General features: G+C 38.0%; 20 protein-coding genes and 2 pseudogenes. 6 read left to right on the forward strand and 16 right to left on the reverse strand.

Going from position 1 to position 22743, the window contains the following annotated elements:
- Window positions 1-33 precede the first annotated feature (33 nt).
- The 5 genes from HMPREF9182_RS01915 to HMPREF9182_RS01935 form a co-directional block, all read right to left on the reverse strand.
- Window positions 34-1221 (reverse strand): MFS transporter, encoded by a 1188-nt coding sequence (locus HMPREF9182_RS01915; protein ID WP_009754412.1) that lies wholly within the window; start codon window positions 1219-1221, stop codon window positions 34-36.
- Window positions 1222-1377: 156 nt separating this feature from the next.
- Window positions 1378-2724 carry an asparagine--tRNA ligase gene (gene asnS, locus HMPREF9182_RS01920; protein WP_009443328.1) on the reverse strand — a complete coding sequence of 449 codons (1347 nt, stop codon included), beginning with the start codon at window positions 2722-2724 and terminating at the stop codon, window positions 1378-1380.
- 20 nt (window positions 2725-2744) lie between these two features.
- Window positions 2745-3110 (reverse strand): VOC family protein, encoded by a 366-nt coding sequence (locus tag HMPREF9182_RS01925; RefSeq protein WP_009754591.1) that lies wholly within the window; start codon window positions 3108-3110, stop codon window positions 2745-2747.
- A 2-nt stretch (window positions 3111-3112) separates the two neighbouring features.
- Complete coding sequence (locus HMPREF9182_RS01930) at window positions 3113-4291, reverse strand: pyridoxal phosphate-dependent aminotransferase (protein WP_009443965.1); 1179 nt, start codon at window positions 4289-4291, stop codon at window positions 3113-3115.
- Window positions 4288-4776 (reverse strand): cell wall elongation regulator TseB-like domain-containing protein, encoded by a 489-nt coding sequence (locus tag HMPREF9182_RS01935; protein ID WP_009754971.1) that lies wholly within the window; start codon window positions 4774-4776, stop codon window positions 4288-4290. The genes HMPREF9182_RS01930 and HMPREF9182_RS01935 overlap by 4 nt, the downstream gene beginning before the upstream one ends.
- A gap of 81 nt (window positions 4777-4857) precedes the next feature.
- Between HMPREF9182_RS01935 and HMPREF9182_RS01940 the strand changes: the two genes are divergently transcribed.
- Both HMPREF9182_RS01940 and HMPREF9182_RS01945 read left to right on the forward strand, forming a co-directional pair.
- A complete protein-coding gene (locus HMPREF9182_RS01940) occupies window positions 4858-5304 on the forward strand; it encodes a MarR family winged helix-turn-helix transcriptional regulator (protein WP_009754444.1) in 447 nt (148 codons plus the stop codon).
- A gap of 82 nt (window positions 5305-5386) precedes the next feature.
- Complete coding sequence (locus HMPREF9182_RS01945; protein WP_128080262.1) at window positions 5387-5935, forward strand: NADPH-dependent FMN reductase; 549 nt, start codon at window positions 5387-5389, stop codon at window positions 5933-5935.
- 140 nt (window positions 5936-6075) lie between these two features.
- On the opposite strand, the gene HMPREF9182_RS01950 is transcribed toward HMPREF9182_RS01945, so the two are convergent.
- The 6 genes from HMPREF9182_RS01950 to yaaA form a co-directional block, all read right to left on the reverse strand.
- Window positions 6076-7542 (reverse strand): glycoside hydrolase family 32 protein, encoded by a 1467-nt coding sequence (locus HMPREF9182_RS01950; RefSeq protein WP_009754631.1) that lies wholly within the window; start codon window positions 7540-7542, stop codon window positions 6076-6078.
- 8 nt (window positions 7543-7550) lie between these two features.
- Window positions 7551-8405, reverse strand: a complete 855-nt coding sequence (locus HMPREF9182_RS01955) for a carbohydrate ABC transporter permease (protein WP_009443370.1) — start codon at window positions 8403-8405, stop codon at window positions 7551-7553.
- Between the two features lies 1 nt (window position 8406).
- Entirely contained in the window at window positions 8407-9291 is an 885-nt protein-coding gene (locus HMPREF9182_RS01960) for a carbohydrate ABC transporter permease (RefSeq protein WP_009754376.1), read from the reverse strand.
- Window positions 9292-9454: 163 nt separating this feature from the next.
- Entirely contained in the window at window positions 9455-10777 is a 1323-nt protein-coding gene (locus HMPREF9182_RS01965) for an ABC transporter substrate-binding protein (protein ID WP_009443843.1), read from the reverse strand.
- 112 nt (window positions 10778-10889) lie between these two features.
- Window positions 10890-11909: a LacI family DNA-binding transcriptional regulator gene (locus HMPREF9182_RS01970; protein ID WP_009755100.1), complete on the reverse strand. Its 1020-nt coding sequence runs from the start codon at window positions 11907-11909 to the stop codon at window positions 10890-10892.
- Window positions 11910-11998: 89 nt separating this feature from the next.
- Window positions 11999-12733: a peroxide stress protein YaaA gene (gene yaaA / locus HMPREF9182_RS01975; RefSeq protein WP_009443953.1), complete on the reverse strand. Its 735-nt coding sequence runs from the start codon at window positions 12731-12733 to the stop codon at window positions 11999-12001.
- 120 nt (window positions 12734-12853) lie between these two features.
- Between yaaA and HMPREF9182_RS01980 the strand changes: the two are divergent.
- From HMPREF9182_RS01980 to pepT, 3 genes and pseudogenes are all read left to right on the forward strand, one after another.
- Window positions 12854-13311: pseudogene (locus tag HMPREF9182_RS01980) on the forward strand (DUF1836 domain-containing protein).
- Window positions 13295-13942 carry a PAQR family membrane homeostasis protein TrhA gene (trhA, locus tag HMPREF9182_RS01985; RefSeq protein WP_009754922.1) on the forward strand — a complete coding sequence of 216 codons (648 nt, stop codon included), beginning with the start codon at window positions 13295-13297 and terminating at the stop codon, window positions 13940-13942. The pseudogene HMPREF9182_RS01980 and the gene trhA overlap by 17 nt, the downstream one beginning before the upstream one ends.
- 231 nt (window positions 13943-14173) lie before the next feature.
- The gene (pepT, locus tag HMPREF9182_RS01990; protein ID WP_037602552.1) at window positions 14174-15400 is read left to right on the forward strand and encodes a peptidase T; all 1227 of its coding nucleotides are present in this window, start codon (window positions 14174-14176) and stop codon (window positions 15398-15400) included.
- Window positions 15401-15560: 160 nt separating this feature from the next.
- Here the strand turns inward: pepT and HMPREF9182_RS01995 are convergent, their stop codons facing one another.
- The 3 genes and pseudogenes from HMPREF9182_RS01995 to HMPREF9182_RS02005 all read right to left on the reverse strand — a co-directional run bounded on the left by HMPREF9182_RS01995 (window position 15561) and on the right by HMPREF9182_RS02005 (window position 20695).
- Window positions 15561-18971: a pneumococcal-type histidine triad protein gene (locus HMPREF9182_RS01995; RefSeq protein ID WP_009443556.1), complete on the reverse strand. Its 3411-nt coding sequence runs from the start codon at window positions 18969-18971 to the stop codon at window positions 15561-15563.
- Window positions 18972-18979: 8 nt separating this feature from the next.
- Window positions 18980-19856 (reverse strand): annotated as a pseudogene (locus tag HMPREF9182_RS02000) (metal ABC transporter solute-binding protein, Zn/Mn family).
- 524 nt (window positions 19857-20380) lie between these two features.
- On the reverse strand, window positions 20381-20695 hold the full coding sequence (locus HMPREF9182_RS02005; RefSeq protein WP_009443357.1) for a winged helix-turn-helix transcriptional regulator: 315 nt from the start codon (window positions 20693-20695) through the stop codon (window positions 20381-20383).
- Between the two features lie 95 nt (window positions 20696-20790).
- Between HMPREF9182_RS02005 and HMPREF9182_RS02010 the strand changes: the two genes are divergently transcribed.
- Window positions 20791-21408, forward strand: coding sequence for a nitroreductase family protein (locus tag HMPREF9182_RS02010; RefSeq protein ID WP_009755028.1), 618 nt, complete (start codon window positions 20791-20793; stop codon window positions 21406-21408).
- A 49-nt stretch (window positions 21409-21457) separates the two neighbouring features.
- Here the strand turns inward: HMPREF9182_RS02010 and trmD are convergent, their stop codons facing one another.
- The gene (trmD, locus tag HMPREF9182_RS02015) at window positions 21458-22171 is read right to left on the reverse strand and encodes a tRNA (guanosine(37)-N1)-methyltransferase TrmD (protein ID WP_009443054.1); all 714 of its coding nucleotides are present in this window, start codon (window positions 22169-22171) and stop codon (window positions 21458-21460) included.
- Window positions 22161-22679, reverse strand: coding sequence for a ribosome maturation factor RimM (gene rimM, locus HMPREF9182_RS02020; protein ID WP_009755039.1), 519 nt, complete (start codon window positions 22677-22679; stop codon window positions 22161-22163). Before rimM ends, trmD begins: the two co-directional genes overlap by 11 nt.
- Between the last annotated feature and the right edge of the window lie 64 nt (window positions 22680-22743).

Consider the following 22743-nt stretch of genomic DNA (forward strand, 5'->3'; position numbering starts at 1 on the left):
AAACTCCTCCTGTCAAACAGAAGGAGATGTTGCTTATAGTTGATGAATGTGTTCGTCTATTTTGCTTAATGCTTTTTTGAGCAAGGGCGTAATCAATAGCAGAAAACCGCCTAGATAAATAAAAGTCATGCTGAATCCCAAGTAATCGATCAGCCAGCCTGTCACAGGGAAAATGACAATCATACTCAGGCTAAAAATCATAGAATAAACACTAAGCATGGTCGCCCGTACTTCACTTGGCAGCTGCTTTTGCAAATCATTGTCAAAAATCGGCTGAAAGAGTGCATACAAGGCGTTGCTGATTAGATAAATCAAAATATAGATGATTGGCGTACCAAAATAGGACAGCAGGTAGCTTGCTCCAGTTAGAAGAACCACTGAAGGAAAGAGTTTTAGGGCAGAATACTTCTTTCCAATCATACTCGCCAGATAGACCGATAAAATATTCAAAGCACTGCCAATTAGCATGACTGCAGAGATCTGCCAATCTTTTAAGTCAGGCAATTGATTTTGATAATAAAAATAAAACATACACATCAGTGTTCCGATGATTTGGGACAGAATCATCCAGATGAAAAGACTGGGATTTCTTTGCAATTCTTCTTTGACCGTCCAGATTATCTTTTTCATAGTCAGACGCTCTTCCTTTTCTGCTTTGACACTAGGTTCTTTCAGCATCCAGGTTAAGAAAAGAACGATGATAGAGGTCCCAATCATAATATAGTAGGTCAGATGCAATTGTCCATGGACAAAAAATCCAGCCCAGACTGTTCCCAAAGACCGGGTCGCTTCAGCCACGCCCGACATAAAACTGGAGATAGATAAGTAACGTTCCTTGAGTCCAGCCTCCACAGATGAATCATAGATCATAGCTGCGCTTGTTCCCGAATCAAAATTATAAGACCAAGCACTAATCACCATAGCCAGAGCATAAATCCAAAAGTTCCCCTGCCCGGCCAACATGAGAACAGAAGACACAATCCCAGCTATCCGGCTCAGATAAAGATTGGTCTTGTAGGAAAAGCGATCCGCCAACATCCCTGAAGGAATCTCACAAATGACGCTAGTCGCATGAAAGATACTTTCCAAAAGGCCAATCTGCCAAAGGGACATGCCATTTTGACTTAGAAATAAAATCCAAAAACTAGTAATGCCTAGAAAGGCAAAAAATTCAACTCCGACCATAAGACCGATATTTTTCCGATAACTTCTTTTAAACATATTTTCTCCTTTAACAAGTGTTTTTTTACTTTTATTCTTTATCACTTGTTAATCTGCTGGTTACATAACTCCTACCTCTTCTTTCTCTAAAATTCTGTATTTGGATTATTTCATAGTTTACTGTTGAAAAAACGCCACATGGGCGTTTGATTCGTTTTACGGTTTAATACGGTGTAGCATACGTGGGAATGGAATGGCTTCACGGATATGCTTAGTCCCTGCTACAAAGGTTACCATACGCTCTATACCAATACCAAAGCCTCCATGTGGGACAGATCCATACTTACGAAGATCCAAGTAGAATTCATATTCTGATGTATCCATACCAAGCTCTTCCATCTTAGCAACCAAAGCGTCATAATCCTCCTCACGCATAGAACCACCAATGATTTCACCGTAGCCTTCTGGAGCAAGCAAGTCCGCACAGAGGACGCGATCTGGATTTCCAGGAACTGGCTTCATGTAGAAGGCCTTGATCGCAGCTGGATAATTCATAACAAAGGTTGGTACACCAAAATAGTTTGAAATCCATGTTTCATGTGGCGAACCAAAGTCATCTCCATGTTCCAGATGTTCATAGTCCGCATCCTCATCATTTTCATGAGCCTGCAAGAGGTCAATCGCTTCATCATAGGTAACACGCTTGAAAGGCTCAGCAATATAGCGTTTCAAAAGTTCAACATCACGTTCCAGCGTTTCCAAAGCTTGAGGAGCACGGTCTAGAACACCTTGAATCAAGGCTTTAACATAAGCTTCCTGCAAGTCGAGTGACTCATCATGAGTAACAAAAGGATACTCCGCATCCATCATCCAGAACTCTGTCAAGTGACGGCGGGTTTTTGATTTTTCTGCACGGAATACTGGTCCAAAGTCATAGACACGCCCCAAAGCCATGGCACCTGCTTCTAGATAAAGCTGACCTGACTGACTCAAGTAGGCCGGAGTTCCAAAGTAGTCTGTTTCAAAGAGCTCCGTTGAATCCTCAGCCGCATTTCCTGACAAGATTGGGCTATCAAACTTGATAAAGCCATTTTTATCAAAGAATTCATATGTTGCATAGATAATAGCATTACGGATTTGCATCATAGCCACTTGCTTACGAGAACGGAGCCACAAGTGACGATTATCCATAAGGAAGTCAGTCCCATGTTCTTTTGGCGTAATTGGATATTCATTTGACTCACCGATGATTTCGATGTCTGTGATGTCCAGCTCATAACCAAATTTTGAGCGCTCATCTTCCTTGACAATCCCTGTAACATAGACAGAAGTCTCTTGGCTGAGCTTTTTAATCGTGTCAAACTTCGCCAAGCCTTCTTCTTCACCAAATTTCTCGATAAAGTTAGGCTTGAAGGCCACACCTTGGAAAAAAGCCGAGCCATCACGAAGCTGTAAGAAAGCAATCTTACCCTTACCTGACTTATTGGCAACCCAAGCACCAATGGTCACTTCTTGACCAACATAGTTTTTTACTTCAACAATCGTTATATTCTTTTTCGACACGTTTTTTCTCTTTTCTATTTTTATTTTTTGTGACAAACTACTTCGATATTATTACCATCTGGATCTAGAATAAAAGCTGCATAATAAGGAGGATGGTCACTCCTATAATCAGGGGCGCCATTATCTTTTCCTCCTGCCTTCAAACCAGCTTCATAGCAAGCCTGAACTTGCTCATGGTCTTCTGCCAAAAAAGCAAAGTGGACTGGAGACTGCTCCCCCTTCCCTAACCAAAAATCTCCACCAGGATGAGGACTGTTGGCAGCAACAAAGCTAAGTAGCGAAGCACTTCTATAAGCTAATTTGTAACCAAGTGGAGCAAGAAAGCTTGTATAAAAATCTTTTGAAACTTGCAGATCCCTTGCTTTAATCTCAAAATGATCAATCATTCTTACTTCTCCATAAAATCCTTAAGACGACGTATCGCTTCTTTCAAAGTATCCAAATCAGTCGCATAACTGAGGCGGACATTTTCTGGCGCTCCAAATCCATCTCCTGTCACCAGAGCCACACCAACTTCTTCTAAAATGGCTGTGGTAAAGGCTGTCACATCGGTATAGCCTTTCATTTCCATCGCTTTTTTAACATTTGGGAAGAAATAGAAGGCTCCCTGAGGCTTGACAACTTCAAAGCCAGGCACTTGAGCTAGCAAGGGATAAATGGTATTCAGGCGTTCTTCAAAGGCCAATCTCATATTCTCGACCGTATCCTGACTCCCCGTCAGAGCTTCGATAGCCGCATACTGAGCAACAGTTGTCGGGTTTGAAGTTGTCTGGCCAGCAATCTTGCTCATAGCTGCAATAATTTCCGGCTCACCTACAGCATAGCCAATCCGCCAGCCTGTCATGGAGTAGCTTTTGGAAACACCATTGATGACCACTGTCTGCTTGCGAATCTCCTCAGAAAGACTGGAAATTGGCGTAAATGTATTGCCATTATAAACCAAACGTCCATAGATGTCATCAGCCAAAATCATAATATCATGCTTTAAAGCCCAGTTTCCAATCGCAAGCAACTCATCTGCTGTATAAATCATACCAGTAGGATTAGAAGGCGAGTTCAAAACCAAGACCTTGGTCTTATCAGTACGAGCAGCTTCTAACTGTTCCACGCTTATCTTGAAATCATTTTCCTCAGTAGCTTGGACAAAAACGGGAATCCCCTCGGCCATCTTAATCTGATCACCATAGCTGACCCAGTAAGGTGTAGGAATAAGAGCTTCATCTCCTGGATCAAGCACACTCATAAAGAAAGTATAGAGAGAAAACTTAGCACCTGTTGCCACTGTTACTTGATTAGGCTGGATTCTGTAACCATAATGCTTAGCAAAATACTCTACCACTGCTGCTTTTAGCTCTGGTAAACCACTCGTCACCGTATAAAAACTAGCTTTGCCGTCTTCAATAGCAGCCACTGCTGCTTCCTGAATATTCTTAGGCGTCGGAAAGTCTGGCTCTCCTAAGGTCAAAGACAGAATATCTCGCCCCTGCGCCTTCAAAGTTTTAGCACGTGCTGCTGTTGCTAATGTCACACTTTCTTGCATTTCTAATACGCGCTTCGATAATTTCATAGTCCCTCCTTGCTAAGCAATGTTTTGCTTTCAAAACCGACATTATAGTAGCTCGTGCCCGATTTAATTTCCCAAATCGGTTGACCATTCAAATATCCAAACGTCACTTTGTCAATTCTTGTAGCACCATTTTCTTTTGCGACATTTTCGGCTTCTTCTTGACTCGCTCCATCTTTCAGCTCATAAACAAAAATCTTACCAGAACCCTTTTCAATCAAAACAGCTCGTTGTCTTTTTTGATTTGTTTCTCCTAGCAAGCTATAATAGCTTTTTTTCCCATTGTAAATAGCAAAGCTGTCAATTCGACTAACTCCAGCATATTTATGAGCCAAATCAATCGTCTTAGACTTCGCAGACTGATAAGGTTCCATAGAAAGATTAAAAATATTGAGCAAGGAAAATGCAAGCACAGTTAAAAGAACACCGCTTCCAATAATATATTGCCAAATAAGGATACTTTTATCTTGTTTTCTTCTATTTTTCACTCGTCCATTATACTATAAATCCAACTAATTTTCTATCTTTTTCTCATTGATTTTAACACTATTTATTGATAGAATATGCCTATGGAAACACTTGATCAATTATTAAAAGATAATCATCTAGACTTAAAAACAATGATCGTTTTTAGAAAAGCTGAGCGTACAATCCGCTCCATCGAATATCGAGTTATCAAAGAAAATAATCTAACGCCAACTCAATTTTCTGCATTAGAAACTCTTTATAGTAAAGGTGAAATGCGTATTCAAGACCTGATCAATCGTATGCTGGCGACCTCTGGTAATATGACTGTCGTCATCAAAAACATGGTTCGAGATGGCCTTATTTTTCGTAATGGTGATCCCAACGATCGTCGCTCTTCCTTAATCAATTTGACGCCTAAAGGTCGTGACTTAGTTGAAAAAATTCTTCCCCAGCATATTCTCTGTGTCCGAGAAGCATTGGCTGTTTTATCCGACGCTGATAAGGAAATTCTGATTACCATTTTAAAAAAATTCAAAAACCTGAGCTAATTTATTGCTAATTAGTGATTTGTGTTGTAACATAAATAGTAACAAGAGGAAAATTCCTTTAGAATTTAAAAATGGAGGACTTATCATGTCAAAAGTACTATTTATCGTCGGATCACTTCGTCAAGGTTCATTTAAACATCAACTAGCTGAAGAAGCAGAAAAGGTACTCGCTGGAAGAGCTGAAGTATCTTATCTGGACTGGTCCCAAGTACCTGTATTCAGCCAAGACTTAGAACAATCTACTCCTGCTGCGGTTACAAAAGTGCGTGAAGAAGTTTTAGCTGCGGATGCTATCTGGATTTTCTCGCCAGTCTACAACTTCTCTATTCCCGGCTCTGTAAAGAACTTGCTGGACTGGCTTTCTCGTGCACTCGATCTATCAGACACCCGTGGCGTTTCTGCTATCAACGAAAAAATCGTAACAGTTTCTTCTGTAGCAAATGCAGGACAAGATCAATTATTTGCAATCTTTAATGATTTACTCCCATTCATTCGCACAACAGTCGTTGGTGAATTTACCCAATCTCGTGTCAATGACTCAGCATGGGCAGATGGACAATTTATCGCAAGTCAAGAAACTCTTTCCAGTCTCGCTGCACAAGCAGACGCTCTTCTTACTGCTATCAACTAGAATTATAACTACAATAGTTTAAAACACTGGGATATCAATCTCAGTGTTTTTCCTATTCAACCAACATTAAAACCAGTTTAAGCTACCAAACTTAGGCTACTTAAACTGGTTTAAATAGGGGGCAAAAAAATTAATATTACTCAATCTATATCATAAAATTCTAACGTTTTTATATTCAATTTATCTGCATTTGTTAAGACGATATCTGTCCCAAATTCTTTTTCATAAAACGTCATAGACATTGTTTGTCCATTTACAAAAAGCTCGATTGAATTAATATCTCGAAGAATTTCCAATGTTAATGACTTAGGAGAATCTGATATATTCAGATGGCGAATATCCGCATAAGGTTCTTCTTTTCCAATAATCTTATGACCCAATCGTTCACGTCCCAAAGATAAGACCTGTTTACTTGCATTATAGGAGATTTTCACTACCTGCTGATTTGTGACATTTCTTGCATATAGCAATTCAAAATCTTTTGGCTTTTCAAGCTCTAGTATTAGGTATTGTTGTTGTTTAACAGTACTGGAAAAGACCAATTCTGATTGATCAACTTGACCTGAAAATCTCTCTTGTATAGTTAGTTGGCTTGTTAATGTCTCAGGAATCTCTTGATACAAACGATTATTCTTAATGGATAATTTACGAGGAATGGTCATCATACCAGCCCATCCGTGATTTAAATCATGTGTGGGAATATTTCGATGCCACATTTGTTGCCAAGCTACTAGATAGCGTTCCCCTTTGTCATTAACACAGGTCTGTGGAGCATAAAAATCCAATCCGCCATCTATTTCGTGAAAATTTTCCACTTGAAAATAACCTGATTTCCAGTCAACCTCTCCAATGAATGCAAGAGTAGAATTTAAATTCCAATATTGGTTGCCTTTACGTTCCATCTCAATTGGAGACATAATAAGAACCCACTTGCCATCCAATTCAAAGAGATCTGGACATTCCCACATGATTCCTTGACCGGGTTTTCCTTCCAATAATACAGACTTAAATTTCCAATTAAAACAATCTTCCGATTCAAATAAGAGGATTTGTCCGCGGGCATCCGCAGTTTTAGAAGCGACAACTGTATAATAGTGGTTGTCATATTTCATTATTTTCGGATCACGAAAATCTGCAATATCCGCAATTCCCTTTATATGATTTTCTCCAATAACTGGATTTCCGGCATATTTTTCAAAATGAATACCATCATGTGAAACTGCCATACATTGAGTCTCTTTGCGTACATTTCCCTCTTCAACATGACCAGTATAGATAAGAACTAACTTATCATCTATTACAATGGCACTTCCCGAGAAACAACCATTTCTGTCATAAACTTCACTCGGAGCCAAAGCTACTGGTAATTCCTCCCAGTGAATCAAATCTTTTGATTTAGCATGTCCCCAATGCATAGGACCCCAAACACTATCATATGGGTAAAATTGATAAAAGAGATGATACTCGTTCTTATAGTAAACAAAACCATTTGGATCATTCATCCAACCAATTGGGGGCAACAAATGAAACCTGCCTCGATAGCAATGATTAACTCGATGACGATTTTCTTTGATATATCGATTTGCTTGTTCAATCTTTTCTTTCATAAAGTCACCTACTTAATACCTGTCCCTGAACCACCCAAACCTTGAATAATGTATTTTTGAGCGACAATATAAACCAAGATCAATGGGATTGTTGAAATCGTTAAGACAGCCATTACTTGGTTGATATAGACAGGTTGAGTTGTATTAATGGTTGTAATCGCAACTTGGAGAGAGAATTTTGATGAATCCGTCAAAACCATGAGTGGCCAAATATAATCATTCCAGCTAGAAATAAAAGACAAGACTCCTACTGTTGCTACTGCAGGTTTAGACATGGGGAGCATAATACGGAAGAATATCCGTAAGATACTTGCGCCATCCATCCGAGCTGATTCGATGATTTCTTCAGGAATAGCAATAAAAAAATTTCTAAATAGATAAATATTAAAAACACTTGCTAAACCAGGTATAATAACAGCTAAGCGATTATTAACCAACCCTAGTGCGTTAATAATGGTAAACTGAGGAATCAACATCGTTTCCATTGGAATAATCAACAAAGCCAAAAGGATACCAAATAAAAGTTTTTTCCCAGAAAAGTTAATTTTAGCAAAGGCAAAACCTGCTAAAGAGTTCACGATGATAGATCCTATAGCAAAAGTTCCAGCATAGAAAATACTATTTCCGATATAAGTAAGGATGCTAAAACGCTCTAAAACTTCTTGATAAGGCTTAAACCAATTTGCTGGATTTAAACTTGGTAAGAAAGCCTGCCAACCTGTCAAATTCTTGTAAACATCAGCTTCTGGCTTCATAGAGGAAACCACCATCCAAATCATTGGAAAAAGAAAGAGAGCAGCTAAGAGTGTTAAGAGGACATATTCCAGAATAGTCGTTGGTCTAAAAAATTTTCTACGTTTCATTCTAGTTGTCCTCCTTCAATACACGTCTTTGGACTAAGCTTATCATACCAATCAATGTTGTAAATACAAGTGCAATTGAACTTGAATAGCCAACCAATCGATCTGTGAACCCTTGTTGGTAAATATAATAAACCATTGTAATAGTTGAGTTCATCGGACCACCCTGAGTCATAACCATCGGCTGTACAATGAGTTTGAAAGCAGAAATCAAGGTTGTCAAGAGGACAAACAAAGCAGTTGGTTTCAAAAGTGGCATTGTAATGTAACGGAATTGTTCCCATTTAGTGAAACCGTCTAATTCAGCTGCTTCATAAACATCTTGTGGAATATTTTGCATACCACCAAGGAAAAGGAGCATTTGATAACCTGCACCTTGCCAGGCAGATACAAAAACAATCGCATACATTGCTTGCTTGGGACTTCTCAAGAATGGCTGAGCCGCAATTCCAATTTTATTCAACAAGGCATTCAAAAGTCCATTGTTTGGATTCAATAGATAAAGCCATAAAATTGAAATAACAACTAGTGACATTACAACTGGAGCAAAGAAAGCTACCTTAAAAAACATATTTCCTTTACGTTTTTTATTGACAATCAAAGCCATACCCAACGCTGCACCAAGCTGAACAGGAATAATCCATACAACAAATTGAGCCGTATTGACAACACTCTTTAAGAAAATTGGATCTTTAAACAAACGAATAAAATTTTCTAAACCAATAAATTTTCTGTCGTCTGGTGTCAATAAATAATAATCTGTAAAAGCATAATAAACAACCATACAGACTGGAATAACCAGGAAAATCAAAAGCAGGATTAAAGCCGGCGATAAGAAACCATATCCTAAAAGATTCTCTTTTAATTTTAAACTCTTCTTCTGGTTCATATTAAATCCCCCCAAGATATGACACATTAAGTAAAATCAGGATAACTGAATGCAGAAACGAAACATTCAGCATTTGACATACTTATTTGCATATTCGCTAAACAAAAACTGGCTGAGACCAACTTCATATTTGACGTTTCGCCCCACCCAGTTTTATTGTCATCTATTTTTTCAAACTATCATCAATAGCCGTTTGCATCTCTTTGGCACGTGAATCAAGCACTTTTTGAACATCTGGATTTTCTTCATAGTAGCTGATGTCTTGCATAGCTTGTTGGAATGAACGTGATACTTGCGGATAAGCTACTACAACGGGACGTGCATGCGCAGTAGCTGCATTTTGTTCCATCAAGAAACGCATTGGTTCAGAAACTTTATCTTTTATATTTTCAATAGTTGATTTACGGATTGGCAGTACACTATTTCCAAGACTTAAAATCTCGCTTGATTCAGTATTCGTTGCAAATTTAACAAACTCAGCAGCAGCATCTTTTTTATTAGACTTAGTCGTAACAGCTAATTGCCAGCTTCCTGAAGGTGATACTAATTTCTTAGTTTTATTTGAAACAGGATATGGCAAGATACCGAAGTCAATATCTTTATAGTTGGTTTGCAAATCAGCAATTGTCCACGAACCGCTTAACACCATTGGATACTGTCCAGTTTCAAATCCTTTTTCAACTGGGCTAACAGTTGTATACCCTTCTTTCACTAAATCTTGGATAAATTGAACAGCCTGCGTACTTTCTTTGGAATTAAAGTAGCCTTCAGCTTTTGTTCCATCTTCATTTACAACACGTCCACCATTTGACCAAATCAGTGGCATATATGCATAAGGAAGCATTTCATCATTTGAGTTCAAACGGAAATCAATAGCAGCTTCTTTAAAGTGATCTTTTAGCTTTTTACTAACCGCTTTGAATTCATCCCAAGTCCAAGGTTTTTTCAAAGTCGGTAAACTTGATTCATCAATTCCTGCTTCTTTAAACATTTTTTTATTATAGTAAATTCCTACGTTTGATTCTGAGTAACCAAATGCATAGAATTTACCATCGTAAGTCCCTTGTTGTTTAATACTGTCAAGGACATCCTCCATATTATTATCTTTCAAATAATCATCTAATGGAGTAATAACCTTTGATTTAGCATATGCTGCTGTATTCGGGCCATCAAGCGTAATCACATCAGGTAAACTATTTGTCGTAATCGCGGCGTTAACCTTGTCTTCATATCCACCGCCGCTTCCGCTACGTGGAATATACTCGGTTACAACTTTGTATTTTCCCTTATACTTCTTATTAAAGTTTTGGACTACTTGCTCCCAAGCTTTCCCTTCTGCAGTCTCATCAGAAAATTGGACCCAAACTTTCACATCATCTTTTGATGCCGCTTCTTTCGAAGTCTTACTAGATGATCCTCCACTACATCCAGCAAGAAGCCCTAGTGATAGAGCAGCAACCATTGATAGAACTACGCCTTTACGCATATTTTCCTCCTTTTTGAAACGTTTCATTTTTTGTTATTTTATATAAAGGTTTGAATTAAACCTTTATATTTTTGAAACGTTTCATTTTTATGATTTTATTATACAACCGCTTTCATTTTTTGTCAAGTAATTTCTGTATTTTTTTTGTAGTGCCACCTTCTGCAAAAAAAACTGGTAATAAAACTCTTGATAACACAGCTTTTTCTTTAGAAATAAGTTGCAGCAATAATTTAACAGAGGCTTGAGCAATCTTATCCAGAGGTTGTGCAATTGTTGACAGTAAATAAGTTTGATCGGCAGCATTTCTCAAACCATCAAAACCGATAATCTGATAATCTTGAGGAGCTTTTTTTCCAAATTTCTCCATTACTTTCATAACTTTAATAGCCATAAAGTCATTAATAGCAAAAATACCATCAATTGTCGAATGTTCTAGTAAAAATTTCTCAATCTGTTTTTCTGGTTCAACAAGTGGTTCTGACATATCTAATTTTAAAACAGAATGCCCCATACTCATCAGCTTTTCACAAAAACCTAATTCACGTTGCTTAGTTTCATTCTCATGAATATTGGTACTTCCAATATAAGCGAGCTGTTTAGCACCTCGATTAAGCAGCTCTTCTGCTGCCATCTGCCCTCCTTTATAATTTTCTGAAGTCACATAGGAGACATTCTCAGAAAAATGTCGATCAAAACTTACAAAAGGCAAACTGCTCGAAACATACTTATCAACATCTGAATAAGTTACAGCAATAATACCATCTACCTTGTTTTTCTCTAACATTTGGATATACTCAATCTCATTTTTGGCATCACCATCAGCATTACAAATGAGTAGCTTATAATGATTTTTAAGTAATTCTTTTTCAACGTAATAGGCTAATTCTGAAAAAAAAGGGTGCCAAATTGTCGGGATTATAAGAGCAATATTATTACTTTTGTTAGTTTTTAGTCCCCGCGCATAATTATCTGGTATATAATTCAACTCTTCAATTGCTTCTTGTACCTTTTTTAGTGTGACTTTTTTGATCCCTTTCTCGTTGTTAATAACGCGCGAAACTGTTCCAACACTAACACCAGCCCGACTAGCCACATCTTTCATTGTAATTGATGTCCGACTTTTTTCTTGCATTTTTTCACCTCCATTTTCAAAAAATTGATTATCATTTGCAACCGTTTTCCATAATTGATTATAAATAATTTCGCTTTTTTTGTAAAGTCTTACCCATCTACTTTCTTTACAAAAACAAATTCTTTTTCTTGTGAAAGCTTTTCTTGAAACTTAAATTCAGAGAAAGAAATCTGTTTAATATCAGAGAGTTTGGTAATATGATTCTCAATCAAACAACTCAAAAATTGTCCACGAGCTTTCTTAGAAATGGTCGAATGAACCTTATAATTCCCATCTTTTTCTTCTAGAAATTTAAATATTATTAATCTCTCGCGCACTGCTTGAGGAAATACATCTTCAAATTCACTTGATAATAGCGACAATAAGAGCTCGTCTCCTTCCACTGCTTGGGCATATTCTTGCGTCCACCATTTTTTGAGCGACTGCCCTTCTATCTTTAATTTAGTCATAAAATCTAACCTGTGGGGAGCAATAGGAGATAAGGCTGGAATAACTCCATATAAACTAGAAGTGATAAAAAGATGATCGCGAATATATTGTTCTTCAGATATGGTTAGATCTTTCCTTTTGATATTTCGATACATAAGACCATCAAAAAGGGAGAGAGCTGGATAATACCTTGCCTTATCATTTTGAAGAGCCTGAATGCGCTCATACTCTTTCTCAGCCATTTCTAGACGAACTTGATAGAGCTTGGCTAGTTCTTCAATAGAGTAGTGACTTAATTCCTGAATGACTGCTCTTGTCTTTTCGGACAATGAAATTGGCTGAATATCAGGTTGGTTTGTATTTAGTTCTTTAGCTGTTGGGATTAAGATTTTCATAGATTCATTATAGCAAAACTTATCAAACCTTGACTATTTTTACGTTTTTCTCTTGCAATTTTGTGTCAGTTATTCTATAATCTAGTTATCTATACTAGATTATAGAAAGTTGGATAACTTATGGTTCTTTTCCCAAATTGGAAAGATTTGCCCGAACTAGATTTATATCTTGATCAAGTTTTGCTCTATGTAAACACAGTCAATCAAAAGGCTTTTCCCGAACAAGAAAAGGTGCTAACGGCTGCCATGATTAACAATTATGTTAAACATGGACAAATTCAAAAACCAATCAAAAAAAGTACAATCGTACACAGATTGCACGTTTAATCATCCTTACAACTCTGAAACCTGTATTTCCTATTCAGGATATTATTGAAACAGTAGAATTTCTCGTAACCAATGAGGAAAGTTCTGAAACTTTTTATGATCAGTTTGTAATGTGTATGAGAGATGAAAAGTGCTCGACATCACCGCATCCTGTAGTCTTATCTGCCTGCCAAACTGTCAAACTATATCACCAAACTAGACAATTAGTCCTTGATTTGAAAGGAGAAATGATCGATGAACCAAACCTTTAAACTTAGCAAACGACTCAGTTTCGGAGAAGAAGTCGGAAATGCTGTCACGCATGCAGTTGGCTCTTTCCTTACTCTTATCTTACTGCCCTTATCAGCTATATATAGCTATGAAGTCCATGGCTTACTATCAGCTATTGGAGTCTCCATTTTTGTCATCAGTCTATTTCTCATGTTTCTTTCGTCTACAATTTATCACTCTATGTCCTACGGATCCACTCACAAGTATATCTTACGTATCATTGACCATAGCATGATTTATATTGCTATTGCAGGTAGTTATACACCTGTTGTCTTAGCTTTGATGAATAATTGGATCGGCTATCTAATCATTCTCATTCAATGGGGAACAACTATTTTTGGTATTCTCTATAAAATTTTTGCCAAAAAAGTCAACGAGAAATTTAGCTTGGCACTCTATCTCATCATGGGCTGGTTGGTTGTCTTTATTATTCCCCCAATCATTAATCAAACAAGTCCACTCTTTTGGGGATTGATGCTAGCTGGCGGTCTCTGTTATACCATTGGAGCAGGATTTTATGCTAAGAAAAAACCATATTTCCATATGATTTGGCACCTTTTTATCCTAGCTGCTTCTGCTCTTCAGTATATAGCAATTGTCTTCACCATGTAAAATTTTTCACCTTAAATCATTACATTAAACCCGTACATTAAATAGTAAAAACTCTCTGAGAAAAATTCTCAGAGAGTTTTTTTAGTCATATTTCCCTCTTTTTCTAAAGCTCTCTGCTATTATAACATGATATCAGTCAAAATAAGTATGACTTTTCTATTCTTTTCTACTTTGTCAGAAACATATCAATATGCTAAAATAGATTTAAATCAAAATGAAAGAAGAGATTTTATGAAATATCCTAATCTTTTAGAGCGTTTCCTGACATATGTCAAAGTCAACACGCGCTCAGACGAGACATCTACTACTACACCCAGCACCCAGAGTCAGGTGGACTTTGCTAACAATGTCCTCATTCCTGAAATGAAACGGGTTGGCTTGGAAAATGTCTACTACCTGCCCAACGGCTTTGCGATTGGAACTCTGCCTGCCAACGATCCAAGCTTTACCCGAAAGATTGGCTTTATTTCCCATATGGATACGGCGGACTTCAACGCAGAAAACATCCAGCCACAGGTTATTGAAAATTATGATGGCGGTGTGATTCCACTTGGCCAGTCTGGCTTTAACTTAGATCCTGCTGACTTTACCAGTCTTCATAAATACAAGGGGCAAACTCTGATTACGACTGACGGAACAACCCTTTTGGGAGCAGACGACAAGTCAGGTATTGCTGAAATCATGACTGCTATCGAATACCTCTCTACTCATCCAGAAATCAAGCACGGAGAAATCCGAGTGGGATTTGGCCCAGACGAAGAAATCGGTATCGGAGCTGATAAGTTTGACGCTGAAGACTTCGATGTGGACTTTGCCTACACTGTGGACGGCGGACCACTAGGAGAGCTCCAGTACGAAACCTTTAGCGCTGCTGGAGCAGAACTGACCTTCCAAGGTCGCAATGTCCATCCAGGAACTGCCAAAGGCCAAATGATCAATGCTCTCCAGCTGGCTATTGACTTCCACAACCAGCTACCAGAAGCCGATCGACCAGAGAAAACCGATGGCTACCAAGGCTTCTACCACCTGATGAATCTGACTGGTACAGTCGAAGAAGCCCAAGCAAGCTACATTATCCGTGACTTTGAGACAGAGGCTTTTGAAAATCGCAAAGCTACTATGCAGGCCATTGCTGATAAGATGAACCAAGAGCTGGGCAGCGAGCGTATCATCTTGACCCTCAAAGACCAGTATTATAATGTGAAGCAGGTCATTGAAAAAGACATGACCCCTATCAATATCGCTAAGGCAGTTATGGAAAGTCTTGACATCCAGCCTATTATCGAGCCTATCCGTGGCGGAACTGACGGCTCAAAAATTTCCTTTATGGGTATTCCGACACCGAACCTCTTTGCCGGCGGTGAGAACATGCACGGGCGCTTTGAGTATGTCAGCCTAGAAACCATGGAACGCGCTGTCGATACCATTATCGGTATCGTCTCTTATCAAGAAAAATAAACCTCTCTTGAACATAAAAAACGAACAAGCTAATTCTTTTCGAAATTAGCTTGTTCGTTTTTTTATTCTTCTAATTTGATTAAGCTTTTATGAATGAGATTTCGTCTGATAAATCCTAGGTAATCTTATTAAAATTTTCTCAGAATAAATCTTTTATTTATTAATTGCTTACTTCATTTGTTGTAGATGCCTGTTCAGAAGGCTGTGCTGGCTCTTCTTGAGTAGCCTCGCTTCCTTGATCTTTTAGCTCTGAAGCAGGACTAGCTGCTTCTGTTGTTGTGGAACTTTCACTTGATGAACTAGTAGACTCGTTAGGCTCACTAGATGCCTGATTGGATGAACTATCAGTTGGAGTTTCCTTAGGTTTTACAGTTTCAAATTCTTTTTCTTCTGATTTGGGTGTATCAGAAACTGTTTTTTCTACCTTCCCTTGATTTTGAAGCCTCTCAACAAACGATTGAACTTCGGCAAGCAACTCTTCTTTATTGACTTTGCTATCTGCAAGTTTATCAAATAAAGCATCGACTTTAGTAAATAATTCGTCTGACGCATTTTGCTCTTCAAGTAGCTTATGGGCTGCCATCAGTAAAGCATAAATTTTCTTATACAGTTCTTGATCTTTTGGATTTGTTTCTTCTTGCTGATTTTTAATAGTATCAACTATTTGAGACAAGAGTAACTTAAGCTCTTCCAAGATGGTCTCCCGATCTTTACGTCCTTCTTTAAGATCAGCTTGAAGAGCCAATAATTGATTCTTGTAGTTTTCTTGACTGGTAGAATCTTTAACCTTATCTAAAAGTGTTTGTCCTTGCAGGAAGAGTGCTTGGAAGGTTGCATCAGGAATTTCTACTTTTGGCTGTGGCGCAAATTCACCATAAAGTTCTTTTAAGAAACCGTAAATGGCTGTTTTGTAGTTCTGATCATCCGTTTTTTCGATATCTAGAATAGTTTTATCTTTAGCTTGACTTGCCTCTCCACTAGCAAGAGCCTCATCAACTTCTAGTTTGGTTCGATAGAGGTCTAAGAACAAAGCTTTCAAATCTACAGCTTCGATAAAGGCTTGCGACTTGTAAAGTTTCATAGCTAAATCTGCAACTTTTTTACGTAGTTCCGGTTGCAGGCGAGCATCATCTACAGCAAGGTAGAAGGTCTTAAGATATTCGACAGAGGTCATACCTGTCCGGTCTTGATAATCTTGAAGACTGGTCAGAAGCTGATCAATTTCTTTCATCTTATCTTCATTTTTTTCAACCTTCGCCATTTGCAAGTCGTTTAGTAAGGAAACTTTATTAACATTGTAGCTATCTGTTTCCAAGCGTTTGATCTTATCAACTAATTCCTGATACTTCTTATCTACTTCTGTCAGTTGCTCGCTCTTGGCATTTTTATCCACATGAATATAATGCTTATCAAACTGCTCCAAACTTGCTAAATAACCAGCTGTTGAGTTGCTCGGCAACTGCTTCATGGTTTCTACAAAATTACCTAAAGCAAGCTCAATTCGACGTTGCATCAAGAGATCATTTGCGTAGATTGTTCGACTAGCAGCTAGTAGTGAATCAACTTTCTCTAAAACAGCCTTTTCACTATAAGCTCCGGCTTGATATGCTGATTGTAAAGCAGGCAATTTATTCTTCAAGCCTAAGTTAACCCCTTTAGATTGAACTCGGATGTAATGATTGTGATCTCCATGAGGAATGACAAACTGACCGTTTTCGACTTGAATGCTGTATGGTGACAAGCCTGAACGAAGAGCCGTTGTGTAGAGTTCATTTAAAAAGTCTAACTCAGGATTACCAGTTTCTATAGGAATACGGACATGTTCTTTTCTAACAGCATAGGGATGGATATGGGTTGGATCATAAGCTTGATCTGGATTATTAAAGACGAAGAAACCTTTGGAAATCTTAATAGCTTCACGAGGAACTCCATATGTTTTAGAGATATAGGCCATCTTTTCTTCATCGCTCGCATCACGAGAAAAACGATCATAATCAGACTTCTCTTGACTTGGTTGAGCTGAATGTTGATGCTTTGTCAACTGTGCTTCAGCTGCAGCAATTTGATCTGCTGACAAATCTTTTTTAAAGAAGTAATGCGCATGGCCACCATGTTGAACAACGTATCCTTCCTCATCTTTTGAGATGACATTTTCAGCGTGGAAACCGTGGTCATCTTTTTCGACTGGTTTTGTTGGTTGGGACGGTTTTTTTGCTTGATCATTGCCTGGCTTTGTCGGTTTATGTACATCTGTTGATTGATTGCGCTGATCAGGCTTGGGTTCTTGGTGAGATAGATTTGTTCTCGCTTTAGGATAAGCCTTTTGACCTGCAACCGGTATATTTCTGGCAATCTCCTCTTCTAGGGCTGACAAGCTGCTGTAAGGAATAAAGTGATAGTGATTACCGTGCGGAATGGCTACTCCTTCAGCAGTCCTGTGGGCAATTTTTGCAGGGTCGAAAATAAGACCATCTTTTTCAACATAACGATTTTCGCGCGGTGTATTATAAAGTTTTTGCAACAATCCGAAGTAATTTGTTGTCTTTCCAATTTCTGAATCTAGCTGATTTCCTCTGCGATTGCTTTCTGATTTATCCGCTTTAGATTCTTGACTTGATTTATCCGCTTGTCCATTATTTAAGCCCTGTTTTGATTGATTGTGGGCATTTGGAGTTCCTGGTTTTTTTTCAACAGAAAGAGAATCTTGCTTTTCTCCAACTGGCTTTTCAGTGGAATCATCTGCCTTCTTATTTCGAGAATTCCAATATGCTTGCGCAGCTGCTAATTCACTCGGTGATAAATCACCTTTTGGAATATAGTGAATATGGCCACCGTGAGGCACTAAAAAGCCATCACCAGTATCAGATATAATATCAGATGGACTAAAGACATAACCATCGTCTGTCCTATAAGCTCCACCATCACGATGATTCAAATTATCTGCTGATGAATAGGTTCTCTTACCAGCAGCATACGAAGCACTTGGATGACTAAAATCTTGCAATTTTCTGCTTACTTTTTGATCAGATCTTGTTTCTGAGTTATCTTCTTCACCATTTTCTTTTTTAGGATGAAGTTTCTTTTGGCGTGCGATTTCATCTACAGATCGGACATTGCTTGTTTCTTTAGCATTCGTCAAGTACAAGTAATATTTACCTGATACCTTAATAATATAGCCATCTTTGACTTGATTAACGATGTCTGCATCCTGTAACTGATAATGAGGATCTCGCATGATTAACTCTTCACTCAAAATAGCATCAAATGGAACCTTTCCATTGTAATAATGATAATGGTCACCATGAGAAGTTACATAGCCTTGATCTGTTATTTTAACAACAATCTGCTCTGCTTTGATTCCTTCTTTTTCATTGACCTGTTCTGGTTTTAATTTCTCTTGCTTTTGCGCCCTGTTAGCTTGTTTACTTTTTGATTTTTTATCTACATAAGCTATGCTATTTTTAGACTGTGATGTTTGTGTCTGTTCTGCTTGATGTTGCATCAGAACATAGCCACAAACACTCAAAGTTGCTAAAGCTGCGACCGAACGAATAATATATTTCTTTTTCATATTTAACCTCAATTTTTTAATTCTTTTGCTAAAATAGCCAGATTTTCTTCTAAGTTTTCCAAATAAGTTTTGTCATTTTCAGGAACAGCTTCTAAAGGATTCAACACCTTGAGATTGACCCCTGTCGACTTCTTAAGTGTTTCTGCCAATTTAGAAGAAGCATTGCTTTCTACAAAAATGGTCTTGACTTGATAAGTCTTAATGAAATCTTGAATCTCTGCTAACTGTCTTGGACTGGGTTCTTGCTCTGGAGAAATGCCTGAAATGCCCAATTGCTTCAGACCGAAACGCTTGGCAAGATAAGAAAAAGCTGTATGTTGAGTAACAAATGTCTTCTCTTTTACTCCTTTAAAAATTTCCTGGTATTTTTGACTTAGTTTTTTAATTTTTTATATACTGCTGAGCATTTTTGTCATAGATAGTCGCATTTTTTTGATCAACCTTTGATAAGTGCTGAGCAATCAGTTGCACTTCCTCGGCCACTTTATCTGGATCAAGCCAGGTATGGGGATCATAGAGAGTCTTTTCATCAATGTCTCCCTCAGATGCTACCTCTTCTAGTCCTGCAACCTTGTCCAATTTCATTCCTTCACTAGCTTCTATCATTTGTACTTTGGATTTTTCTATTGATGGGTCTAAGCTACCAGCCCAAGTTTCCAAAGTCCTTGAATGATATACAAAAAGATCTGCATCGTAAATGGCAGCCACATCACTAGCAGCTGGTTCAAACTCATGAATACCAGCTCCTGATTGAATCATTCTCACATCATTCAGATCTCCCGAAACTTCTTTAAGCATCGAATAAATCGGATAGAAACTCGCAACAATATGAAGTCCTTGCTGTTCATTAGGACCACTCCTATCCTTTTTTCCACAAGAAATCATTAAAACACTTACTAATACGAGAATAAAACAAATATAAAGTTTTTTACTTTCATACAATTCCTTAACCAGTTTATTATTTAGTTAGAAATATAACTATTTTCAAAAAATGTGTTATAAAATTTCAAAAACAGTTTTTTCTTAACCGGTTTATTAACCAGTTAAGATATTACTCTTTTTGTTGACCATTGTCAAGTTTTATATTCCTTTTTTATAAAATTTTTATTATGGGATTGGTTCTAAAAAATAAAAAGGAGTCTGGGACAAAAGTCCTAGCCTCTCAATTGTCTTTGGATTGTCGAGCAAGACGCAGTGGTTGAGTGGGCTCTACTACGCTGATTTCATCAGCTTTTACACCCCTACTCAACTGTGCGGAGGTGGGACGACGAAATCGAATTCTAACGAATTACCGATTTCTGTCCCACTCTCTTCGGAGATTATTATTAGAAAGATTAGGTTTCTATCAAATAAATTTAGGAGGTTTTTATCTGATGACTATAGTATAGAGTCACTAGCTTAAATTATCCTTAAAGATTTTCTTTCCCCCACTGATTTAATTCCAGTAACAAAGGAAATAGCTTTTTCCCCTTGTCAGTCAAGGAATATTCCACCCTCAGTGGCATAGAATGAAAATCCTTGCGCAGTACTAGTTCATCAGCAATTAATTGATTCAGAGAGCGAGTTAGACTCGTTCTCGTAACTCCTTTTACCCTTCTCAATAAATGATTAAAGCGAATCTGTTTATTTGAATAAATGACCCATAAAATATTCAACTTCCATTTTCCACTAACTGAATCCATTACTCTCGTAATGCCACATTCCCAATGTTGATGGCTATTCATCTTTCTCTCCTCAGTCACAATAATGTGCCTACTGTTTTTTTCACTTTATCCATATTATAATGAAATAGTTATTATTTTGTAAAGGAGAAAAATCGATGAAAACGAATCTTGATTTCCTCAATAAACGACAATCCATTCGTTCATTTGATCCAAATGACACTATTTCAGATGATACCATTTACCAAATATTGGAAAGCGCTAGTAAGGCGCCTTCGAGCAATAATTTTCAACCTTGGAAAGTTGTAGTTTTTAAAAACAAAGAAATCCAAGAGCAATTAAAAAACTTTTCTTATCAACAACAGCAAGTAGCAGATGCTTCCGCAGTCTTTCTACTGCTTGGTGATAAAAAGGCCTATGACATTGACAAACTACTAACATTCTATATCCAAAATGATATAATGGACTCTTCTGAGGCTGAACGTCGCAAAAAAAGGATTGAAGCTTATTTTTCTTTACATCCCGAGGATAAGGATAAAGAAGGACTGCGCTTTGATTTAGGCTTGTTTGCTATGAATTTAATGTATGTTGCCCAAGCCTATGGTTACGACTCTGTCCCTATGCGAGGTGTTGATTTTGAAGCCATCATGACTACATTTGAAATCAATCCCGAATTAGATCCAATTCTTCTTTTGCCTATCGGAAAAAAACTATCTGATGGTTTCCAAAAAATACGTTACTCTGTGGAAGATTTTACTACTTTTATCCATAAATAGTCATCATATTGAAAAAGCTTCGTGAGGCAATCATCGAAGCTTTTTCTATTTATAATTTTTTTATTTCCTCTAGCATCGCTTCTTCTTCGGCCGTCATCTTATAGTCTTCTAGTAAGTCTGGTCGTCTTAGATAGGTCTTTTTTAGACTTTCATAGAGACGCCACTTGCGGATATTTTCATGATGGCCACTCATCAATACTTCCGGCACAACCATCCCTCGGTATTCATAAGGGCGAGTGTATTGAGGGTATTCTAAAAGACCAGAAGAGAAGCTATCATCTGTATGACTGGCTTCCTTACCAATAACCTCAGGAATCAGGCGAACTGTGGCATCAATCATGGTCATAGCCGCTAATTCTCCACCAGTAAGAACATAGTCCCCAAGTGAGATTTCATCTGTAACAAGCGTCTTAATCCGCTCATCATAGCCCTCGTAATGGCCACAAATGAAGATGAGTTCCTCTTCCTTAGCCAGCTCCTCCGCATAGGCTTGGTCAAAAGTCCGACCAGCAGGATCCAGTAAAATCACGCGAGGTTGCTTCTTTTCAATGGCATCATATGCATCAAAAATAGGCTGGGCCCGTAGCAACATCCCTTGACCACCACCGTAAGGCTCATCGTCCACGTGGCGAGACTTCTCTGCATTTTCTCGGAAATTGTGGTAATTGATTTCTAATAGTCCTTTTTCTCGCGCTTTTCCTACGATAGAGTGCTCCAAGGGCGCAAACATCTCCGGAAAGAGAGTCAAAATATCAATTTTCATCGTCCAGTCCTTCCGGAATCTCTACATCAACTCGTCCCTGCTCAATATCAATACCAAGCACTACTGGCGGAATGTAGGGCAAAAGTAAATCACGCTTGCCTTTACGTTTGACCACCCAGACATCATTTGCTCCTGGCTGCAAAATCTCCTTTATCGTACCAAGTAGAACGTCATTTTCATAGACTTCAAGACCAATGATTTCATGGTAGTAAAATTCACCATCTTCTAAGTCCGTCAAATCCTCTTCAGCTACTTTCAGACTAAAATCACGGTATTTCTCAATGTCATTGATGTGGTACATCCCCTTAAACTTGATAATATCAAAGTTCTTGACTTTGCGATGGCTGGCGATCTCCACATTCATAACAAACTGATCCTTCTTATCGAAAAGAGCCAGTGTATTTCCTTTTCTAAAACGCTCTTCTGCAAAATCCGTCACTGACAAAACCCGCATCTCCCCTTGTAGGCCTTGAGTATTGACGATTTTCCCAACATTAAAATAATTCATTTCCACTCCAATATTTTATACTCTGTTTAGTATTTTATCATGATATAAGGTAATGTACAAGAGA

Source organism: Streptococcus sp. oral taxon 056 str. F0418, assembly GCF_000220065.1.
Classification (GTDB): Bacteria; Bacillota; Bacilli; order Lactobacillales; family Streptococcaceae; genus Streptococcus.

Bases quoted from the DNA above. Each gene is read 5' to 3' on its own strand.
- HMPREF9182_RS01940 (WP_009754444.1), top strand. From the start codon at position 4,858: ATGGAAACACTTGATCAATTATTAAAAGATAATCATCTAGACTTAAAA.
- HMPREF9182_RS01995 (WP_009443556.1), bottom strand. From the start codon at position 18,971: ATGAAAAAGAAATATATTATTCGTTCGGTCGCAGCTTTAGCAACTTTG.
- yaaA (WP_009443953.1), bottom strand. From the start codon at position 12,733: ATGAAAATCTTAATCCCAACAGCTAAAGAACTAAATACAAACCAACCT.
- HMPREF9182_RS01915 (WP_009754412.1), bottom strand. From the start codon at position 1,221: ATGTTTAAAAGAAGTTATCGGAAAAATATCGGTCTTATGGTCGGAGTT.
- trmD (WP_009443054.1), bottom strand. From the start codon at position 22,171: ATGAAAATTGATATTTTGACTCTCTTTCCGGAGATGTTTGCGCCCTTG.
- HMPREF9182_RS01925 (WP_009754591.1), bottom strand. From the start codon at position 3,110: ATGATTGATCATTTTGAGATTAAAGCAAGGGATCTGCAAGTTTCAAAA.
- HMPREF9182_RS01960 (WP_009754376.1), bottom strand. From the start codon at position 9,291: ATGAACCAGAAGAAGAGTTTAAAATTAAAAGAGAATCTTTTAGGATAT.
- HMPREF9182_RS01965 (WP_009443843.1), bottom strand. From the start codon at position 10,777: ATGCGTAAAGGCGTAGTTCTATCAATGGTTGCTGCTCTATCACTAGGG.
- HMPREF9182_RS02010 (WP_009755028.1), top strand. From the start codon at position 20,791: ATGAAAACGAATCTTGATTTCCTCAATAAACGACAATCCATTCGTTCA.
- trhA (WP_009754922.1), top strand. From the start codon at position 13,295: ATGAACCAAACCTTTAAACTTAGCAAACGACTCAGTTTCGGAGAAGAA.
- HMPREF9182_RS01930 (WP_009443965.1), bottom strand. From the start codon at position 4,291: ATGAAATTATCGAAGCGCGTATTAGAAATGCAAGAAAGTGTGACATTA.
- pepT (WP_037602552.1), top strand. From the start codon at position 14,174: ATGAAATATCCTAATCTTTTAGAGCGTTTCCTGACATATGTCAAAGTC.
- rimM (WP_009755039.1), bottom strand. From the start codon at position 22,679: ATGAATTATTTTAATGTTGGGAAAATCGTCAATACTCAAGGCCTACAA.
- HMPREF9182_RS01950 (WP_009754631.1), bottom strand. From the start codon at position 7,542: ATGAAAGAAAAGATTGAACAAGCAAATCGATATATCAAAGAAAATCGT.
- HMPREF9182_RS01955 (WP_009443370.1), bottom strand. From the start codon at position 8,405: ATGAAACGTAGAAAATTTTTTAGACCAACGACTATTCTGGAATATGTC.
- HMPREF9182_RS02005 (WP_009443357.1), bottom strand. From the start codon at position 20,695: ATGAATAGCCATCAACATTGGGAATGTGGCATTACGAGAGTAATGGAT.
- HMPREF9182_RS01970 (WP_009755100.1), bottom strand. From the start codon at position 11,909: ATGCAAGAAAAAAGTCGGACATCAATTACAATGAAAGATGTGGCTAGT.